Annotated in this window: 5 protein-coding genes and 1 other RNA gene; all 6 read left to right on the forward strand. The window is 45.8% G+C overall.

Annotated features, from left to right (window positions below):
* Nucleotides 1-157: 157 nt before the first annotated feature.
* Nucleotides 158-1,132 carry a G5 and 3D domain-containing protein gene (locus tag BLQ79_RS05130; RefSeq protein WP_091364540.1) on the forward strand — a complete coding sequence of 325 codons (975 nt, stop codon included), beginning with the start codon at nucleotides 158-160 and terminating at the stop codon, nucleotides 1,130-1,132.
* A 120-nt stretch (nucleotides 1,133-1,252) separates the two neighbouring features.
* Nucleotides 1,253-1,687: a signal peptidase II gene (gene lspA / locus BLQ79_RS05135; RefSeq protein ID WP_091364541.1), complete on the forward strand. Its 435-nt coding sequence runs from the start codon at nucleotides 1,253-1,255 to the stop codon at nucleotides 1,685-1,687.
* On the forward strand, nucleotides 1,684-2,601 hold the full coding sequence (locus BLQ79_RS05140) for an RluA family pseudouridine synthase (RefSeq protein ID WP_091364529.1): 918 nt from the start codon (nucleotides 1,684-1,686) through the stop codon (nucleotides 2,599-2,601). The genes lspA and BLQ79_RS05140 overlap by 4 nt, the downstream gene beginning before the upstream one ends.
* A gap of 50 nt (nucleotides 2,602-2,651) precedes the next feature.
* Nucleotides 2,652-2,998: a transfer-messenger RNA gene (gene ssrA, locus BLQ79_RS05145) on the forward strand.
* A gap of 103 nt (nucleotides 2,999-3,101) precedes the next feature.
* Nucleotides 3,102-4,121 carry an autotransporter outer membrane beta-barrel domain-containing protein gene (locus BLQ79_RS05150; RefSeq protein WP_091364530.1) on the forward strand — a complete coding sequence of 340 codons (1,020 nt, stop codon included), beginning with the start codon at nucleotides 3,102-3,104 and terminating at the stop codon, nucleotides 4,119-4,121.
* 272 nt (nucleotides 4,122-4,393) lie between these two features.
* Entirely contained in the window at nucleotides 4,394-4,708 is a 315-nt protein-coding gene (locus BLQ79_RS05155) for a thioredoxin family protein (RefSeq protein ID WP_091364531.1), read from the forward strand.
* The last annotated feature ends 1,292 nt before the right edge of the window (nucleotides 4,709-6,000 follow it).

Raw genomic sequence — 6,000 nt, forward strand, 5'->3', positions numbered from 1 at the left:
TCCGTAAATAAACCATGCATTTATCCGGTAACAAATTGAATAAAAAACACGACAAATACTGAATAATATCACAACAATACTTATTGTCAACTGCTATAAATTTGACATAATGTCCTCATATGGTAGAATATTTCACATAGGAAAGGGAAATGTGGATATGAAACTTAGAAAACTTCGACATGTTGCAGCCAGTATGTTTATAGCAGTAGCTGCTGTAGCAAGCACTCAGATGACCATGGCGGCTTTTTCTTTTACCCCTCAGCAGTTTGGAGAAAAAGCGGTTACCATTATTGATGGATCCAAACGTAAGGTGGTTCGCACTAATGCGACTGAATATTCTCACATTTTATTTGAAGAGAATATTAATATGGGGGCACACGATACCTATTGGTCCAGTACACCTGTAGTAGAAAACGGTTCAATTGTAGTTATCGAACGTGCCACCCCGGTAACCATTGAAGAAGATGGTAAGACAAGAAAGATTTATACCACCGATAAAACCGTGCAGGGGGTTCTTAACAGTGAAGGATATGACTGGAAAAAGAAGATGGCACTGGAAGATGGCATGGAAGTCATCCGCCCCAATATGGTTATTCATGTAGTTCCATATACAACAAAACAGGTGACCATGAAGCAGAATGGTCCTGTGTATTATGACAGATGGTATGACAGTACTCTTCCTGCCGGACAGGATGTTATCGTAGACCCGGGGGAAGGCGATAAGGAAGAAGTTGTAGTACAGCAGGTCATTGTGGATGGTAAGGTGCTTAAGAGTCAGGTACTTCAGACAAAGACACTGGCACCGGGCCGGCATGGAAAGTTAAAGACTGGAAGCCGGACTGGCGAAAATGTGGGTAAGGTTATTCACATGACAGCGACAGCCTATCATCCGTCCGATGGTAATGGCGCAGGTATTACGGCAACCGGAACCAGAGCTGGTTATGGAACGGCAGCGGTAGATCCCCGCGTGATTCCGCTGGGCAGCAAAATATATGTCAGCGGCTATGGCGAAGCGGTAGCGGAAGATACGGGCGGTGCGATTAAAGGGCAGCGCATAGACCTCTGCATGGAAGACTATGCACAGTGCTATTCTTTTGGTCGCCGTACCGTAGAAGTTTTCGTAAACTACTGATAAAGTCGGGAAGGGCAATCCCTTCTCGCTTTTTTATTGGAACAAATTGCAGCCATAGTACAGGCATAATCGGGATTTCTTGCAGGTCCATGATATAATAAGTAGGATTTCAGGAGGTTGATTATGATAATTGGCATAGCATTCCTGGTGGTTATACTGGACCAGGTTGTGAAGTATATAGTGCAGCATTCTATGGAACTGGGGCAGACGATTCCGCTGATTCCTCATGTATTTCATCTCACGTATATACTGAATCCGGGAGCTGCGTTTGGAATACTGGCTAATCAGAGCTGGATATTTCTCCTTGTGGCACTGGCGTTGTTTGTTGCATTCTTTGTTTATAGAAAAAGAATGGAAATGACTCCGCTCTATTTTCAGGCAGCTGTAGGCATGCTGCTTGGCGGAACGCTGGGAAACGCGATAGACAGACTGCGTTTACATGCGGTAGTGGATTTTTTTGATTTCAGAATATGGCCTATATTTAATGTGGCCGATATAGCCATTTGCTGTGGCATTGCATTAATTCTTTTATTTTACTGGAGGCGGGCAGAATGATAACCAGAACGTATTCCATAGATAAGTCCGATGAAGGAAAACGTGTAGATCAGTTTCTTACGGAACAGACAGGGTTTACCCGTTCGGAAGTGCAGAAGTGGATTAAGGCGGGAAATGCTTACCGGCAGGGAGAAAAAAAGCTGAAAGCCAATTATCGTCTGGAGGCAGGCGACACTATTGTATTTTCATGGGAGGTGAAAGAGGAGCAGACAGTGCAGGCAGAAAATATTCCTCTCGACATCCTGTATGAAGATGAAGATATGATAGTCATCAATAAACGCAGAGGTATGGTATGTCATCCGGCTCCTGGAAATGAACACGGGACACTGGCTTCTGCCCTGCTCTACCATTGCGGGGAATCTATCCGACAGGTTGGAGATCCCAAACGACCGGGAATTGTGCACCGTCTGGATAAGGATACATCCGGTGTTATGGTAGCGGCCAAATCTATGCGGGCGTATGAAAGCCTCAGAAAACAGATTGGAGAACACACGGCAGTTCGCCAGTATGTGACACTGGTACATGGGCAGATGGAAGGTGACCATGGGGAAATACGTTTTCCTTTAGGGCGAAGTACTAAAGACCGAATGAAATGGGATGTACAGCCGGAAACCGGAAAGCCGGCGGTAACCCATTTCCGCGTAATTGAGTATATGAAACATTATTCCTATCTGGAATGTCGTCTGGAAACCGGACGTACACATCAGATCCGCGTTCACATGGCGCATATCCGTCATCCGGTAGTAAACGATCCGCTCTATGGATGGAAGAAGGATAATTTCCCGATTCAGGGACAGGCACTGCATTCTCGTACATTGGATCTGGTTCACCCGGTTACGGGAAAGCCTATGCATTTTGAAGCGCCAATACCGCAGGATTTCCTGGCTTGCCTGAAACAGGCAAGAGAGGAATGACCAGAGCTTTGACAACAGAGCCTGGGTAAAGTACAATTAAGAGTACCAACGGGGACGTACTGGTTTCGACAGGGGTCACTGTATCATAAATAGCGAGCCGGGATTCCATCTGCCCGTAAAACGGTGGGAAAACATAAAAGCAAACAACGAATTTGCTTTAGCAGCTTAATTTAAACTGCTTGCCTCTTCGGAGTATTCCTGTGACTTCGGACAGGTATCAACTAACAGGATACCAATGAGAGACTTCCGGTATCTCGGCGGGAAACAACACCGGAATAGATAAAGGCAGTTTGTTCCTGTACGAAACTTTATCGAATTCATAAAACAGTAACTGCGCTCGGAGAAGTTTATGGGGCAGGCCTTTTGGACAGGGGTTCGACTCCCCTCGTCTCCACCAGAATAAGACAAGGATTGCAGAAAGGAAGATACTTTCTGTAATCCTTTTTTGTATTGGATGCTAAAAGGTTTACAAGGAGGAGATTTCATGTGCGGTTGAGTGTTTGGACGATGGCGGCCTCTGGGATTTGACGCCCACCATCCAGAACGGGCAGTATGTCCATGATGTGATGGGCGTGGCTGATGCCAACGACAAACAGTGGTACCTGACGAAACTGGAAAAGAAAGTGAACAAAGACACTATTCCTCTCATGAAAGCCGCCGATAACAGCTATGCGCTCTACCGCCTGGATATTGACAGCCTGAGAAAGCGCATGGGAGATCTCCGTTTCCGGAATGTGAAGGATGACTCCGGCATCTGGGCCCGGGATTTCCACGGCGCCTATGAAGGACAGGGCACAGACAGCCGGTACAACGGTTTCCAGCTGGGCTATGACTATGCTGCTAATGAAAAGGGTGTTTATGGGTTCTTCGGAGAGCGGACCATTTCCAATCCGAAATACAGCTATGGTTCCTCCAAAGACCACGGCCTTTCCGGCGGCCTCTACGGCACCTGGTTTGGTGACAGCGGTGTATACACCGACGTGGTAGCTAAGTGGGGAAGGGACGATACCAGCCTCAGGACCTGGGGTGACTATCCTGACAGGGCCAGCTACCGCACCCGCAGCGAAAGCCTTTCCGTGGAATGGGGCAAAACCTTCACCAGAGACGACGGCCTCTTCCTGGAACCGGAAGCGCAGATGGTCTTCGGACGTCTGGGAAGCAAAGACTACACCACCAGTCGCGGCAGGACGGTGCATATGGGAAGCTATGACAGCGCCATCGGCCGCCTGGGTCTCCTTCTGGGCAAACGGGTCACCGAAGGGGAACATCCCTATGACTACTACCTGAAATTCTCGCTGTTCCATGAATTTGGAGGGGAAAGAAACTTCCACCTTGCAGCGCCTGACGGCGAAACCATGGACTACAGCGAAGACTACCGGGACACATGGCAGGAAGCCGGTTTCGGCGGCACCTGGCACGTCAACGACCACACCAGCCTTTACGCAGACGCAGAAAGAAGCTTTGGAGGGAACTGGCATAAGAAATGGCAGTGGAACCTGGGCATTAACTGGCAGTTCTGATAGAAGACAATCAAAAAACGCACGGCTGAGACCGTGCGTTTTGGCGTAAGCGAGCAGAAATCAGGCAGATGGAAAACTTCATAGATATGAGCTCTTTCTGTGGGTTTACTACAAAAGAGACGGATGATGTGGACTGTTGGGGCTTTATCCTTTTTGAATCATAAGATGTGACATTGTAATAGAAGGAAGTATGTTGACTTTTATCGATATGCATAATACAATGTAGCCAGGAATATCGATAAATATCGTTATACAGAAAAGAGGGAATGTAAATGATTAAACCAATTACAGGAACAGCAAATTTTGATGCAGCTATTGCCAAAGGCGATGTAATCGTAGGGTTTTCTGCTCCATGGTGTGGGTTCTGCCGTAAGATTCGGCCGGTTATGGAAAAACTGTCCGGTGAAATGGATATTCCATTCTATGGAATAAATATTGATGAAGATAAGGAATTGGCTGAACGCTATAATGTAGAAACCATTCCGGACATTTTCTTCTTCCGCGATGGAAAACCACTGGGCAGCATTATTGGCTATGGTAATGTAGGGTATAAAGAACTCAAGGAATTCTTTGCACAGTATCGGTAAGTAAAAGAGTGCATGTCTGTATATACAGGCATGCACTTTTTGTGTCAAATTAATGGTAATGGGGCATAGTATTAGTGGCGTACATAACAATAAACTCAATCGAATGCTATTATGGATACAAATTCATTGGATAGGCTTGTCTTTTAATACTATGTGAACTCCACAGGATTACATAATGCTTTGACTCATATAAAATGGCATTCATCAGAATGCAGATGAACAGAGGGCGGCAAGCGCACTAAAATTTTTCTCTGGAGAGAGGGACCATCAAAGATGGTGGAAAATAGAATACTCTATGTCTGTGTGAAGGAAAGCATGCAGCACATTTTCCATTCTGGAGAGGGGGAATGACGACAAGGGCTTGTCGTCATTGGCTGTAAGTCCATAGAATTATGAAATCTTTGATTTCCATACGATTGACAGCCCGGTCTTTGCTGGTGGATGGTGGTGGAAAGTAGAATCTACTATGTGAATCAGAAGGAATGAAGGTAATATGTTACACTTCTTCCACTTTACGAAAACGTAAGAATAAGAAAGCTAAGAAAAGGAAAGCATGAAAAACGATGCTCCTTTCTTGAAAGAAAGGGGGACCGACGAAGTCGGTGGATAGTTGATTCTACTTTGTTTGAATAAAGGAAAGCAGAAGGATATCACATATTTCCCTCTCTGGAGTACGATAGCCAATCATGGTGCATAATATCCAATCTCCAGCTTTAAAGCAGACCCGCCTGCCATATATAAGATATCAAGGATTTGCAGGCATTCGAGACAATCCGTTGTCTCGAATCCATCCGCTTGGCGAATGGTGGAAAGTAGAGTCCACTATGTTGGAATGTAGGAAAGCATGTTGTTGTTTTGGGATTATTGTAACCAGGCGATCTGCATTCTTACCCTTATCAAGCTTTAATACGGACCTGGATACCAAATGTTCTATTCTTGCAAAGGGCAAGAATGCAAAAGCTGATTAACGGAAGCATGCGAAACGTTTCCCGTTCTGGAGAGAAAGGGGGACCGCCAGCCTTTGGCTGGTGGTGGAAAGTAGAATGCTGTATGTTAGGAAATAGGGAGGCATGCTGATGTTCTCCTTCTGACGTCTGACCGTCTGATATCTGGCCCATGTGCTGCGAAGCGACATTAAACTTTCTAATATTGCTTGCACAGCGCATGGCTTAGTGCTATTATCATATTCGCCGTTGATGAGGCGGCCACTTCCGGAAAGCGGTTCAACCGTTTTCCGGAAGACATCGCAAAAAAGCACTTGACATTATAAAGCAATGCATGCTAATATAATG

The sequence above is a fragment of the Dialister histaminiformans genome (assembly GCF_900103425.1).
Lineage (GTDB): Bacteria > Bacillota > Negativicutes > Veillonellales > Dialisteraceae > Allisonella > Allisonella histaminiformans.

What these genes read in the sequence shown, in the direction of transcription:
- BLQ79_RS05130 (WP_091364540.1), top strand. Translation starts at nt 158, where the DNA reads ATGAAACTTAGAAAACTTCGACATGTTGCAGCCAGTATGTTTATAGCA.
- BLQ79_RS05155 (WP_091364531.1), top strand. Translation starts at nt 4,394, where the DNA reads ATGATTAAACCAATTACAGGAACAGCAAATTTTGATGCAGCTATTGCC.
- BLQ79_RS05140 (WP_091364529.1), top strand. Translation starts at nt 1,684, where the DNA reads ATGATAACCAGAACGTATTCCATAGATAAGTCCGATGAAGGAAAACGT.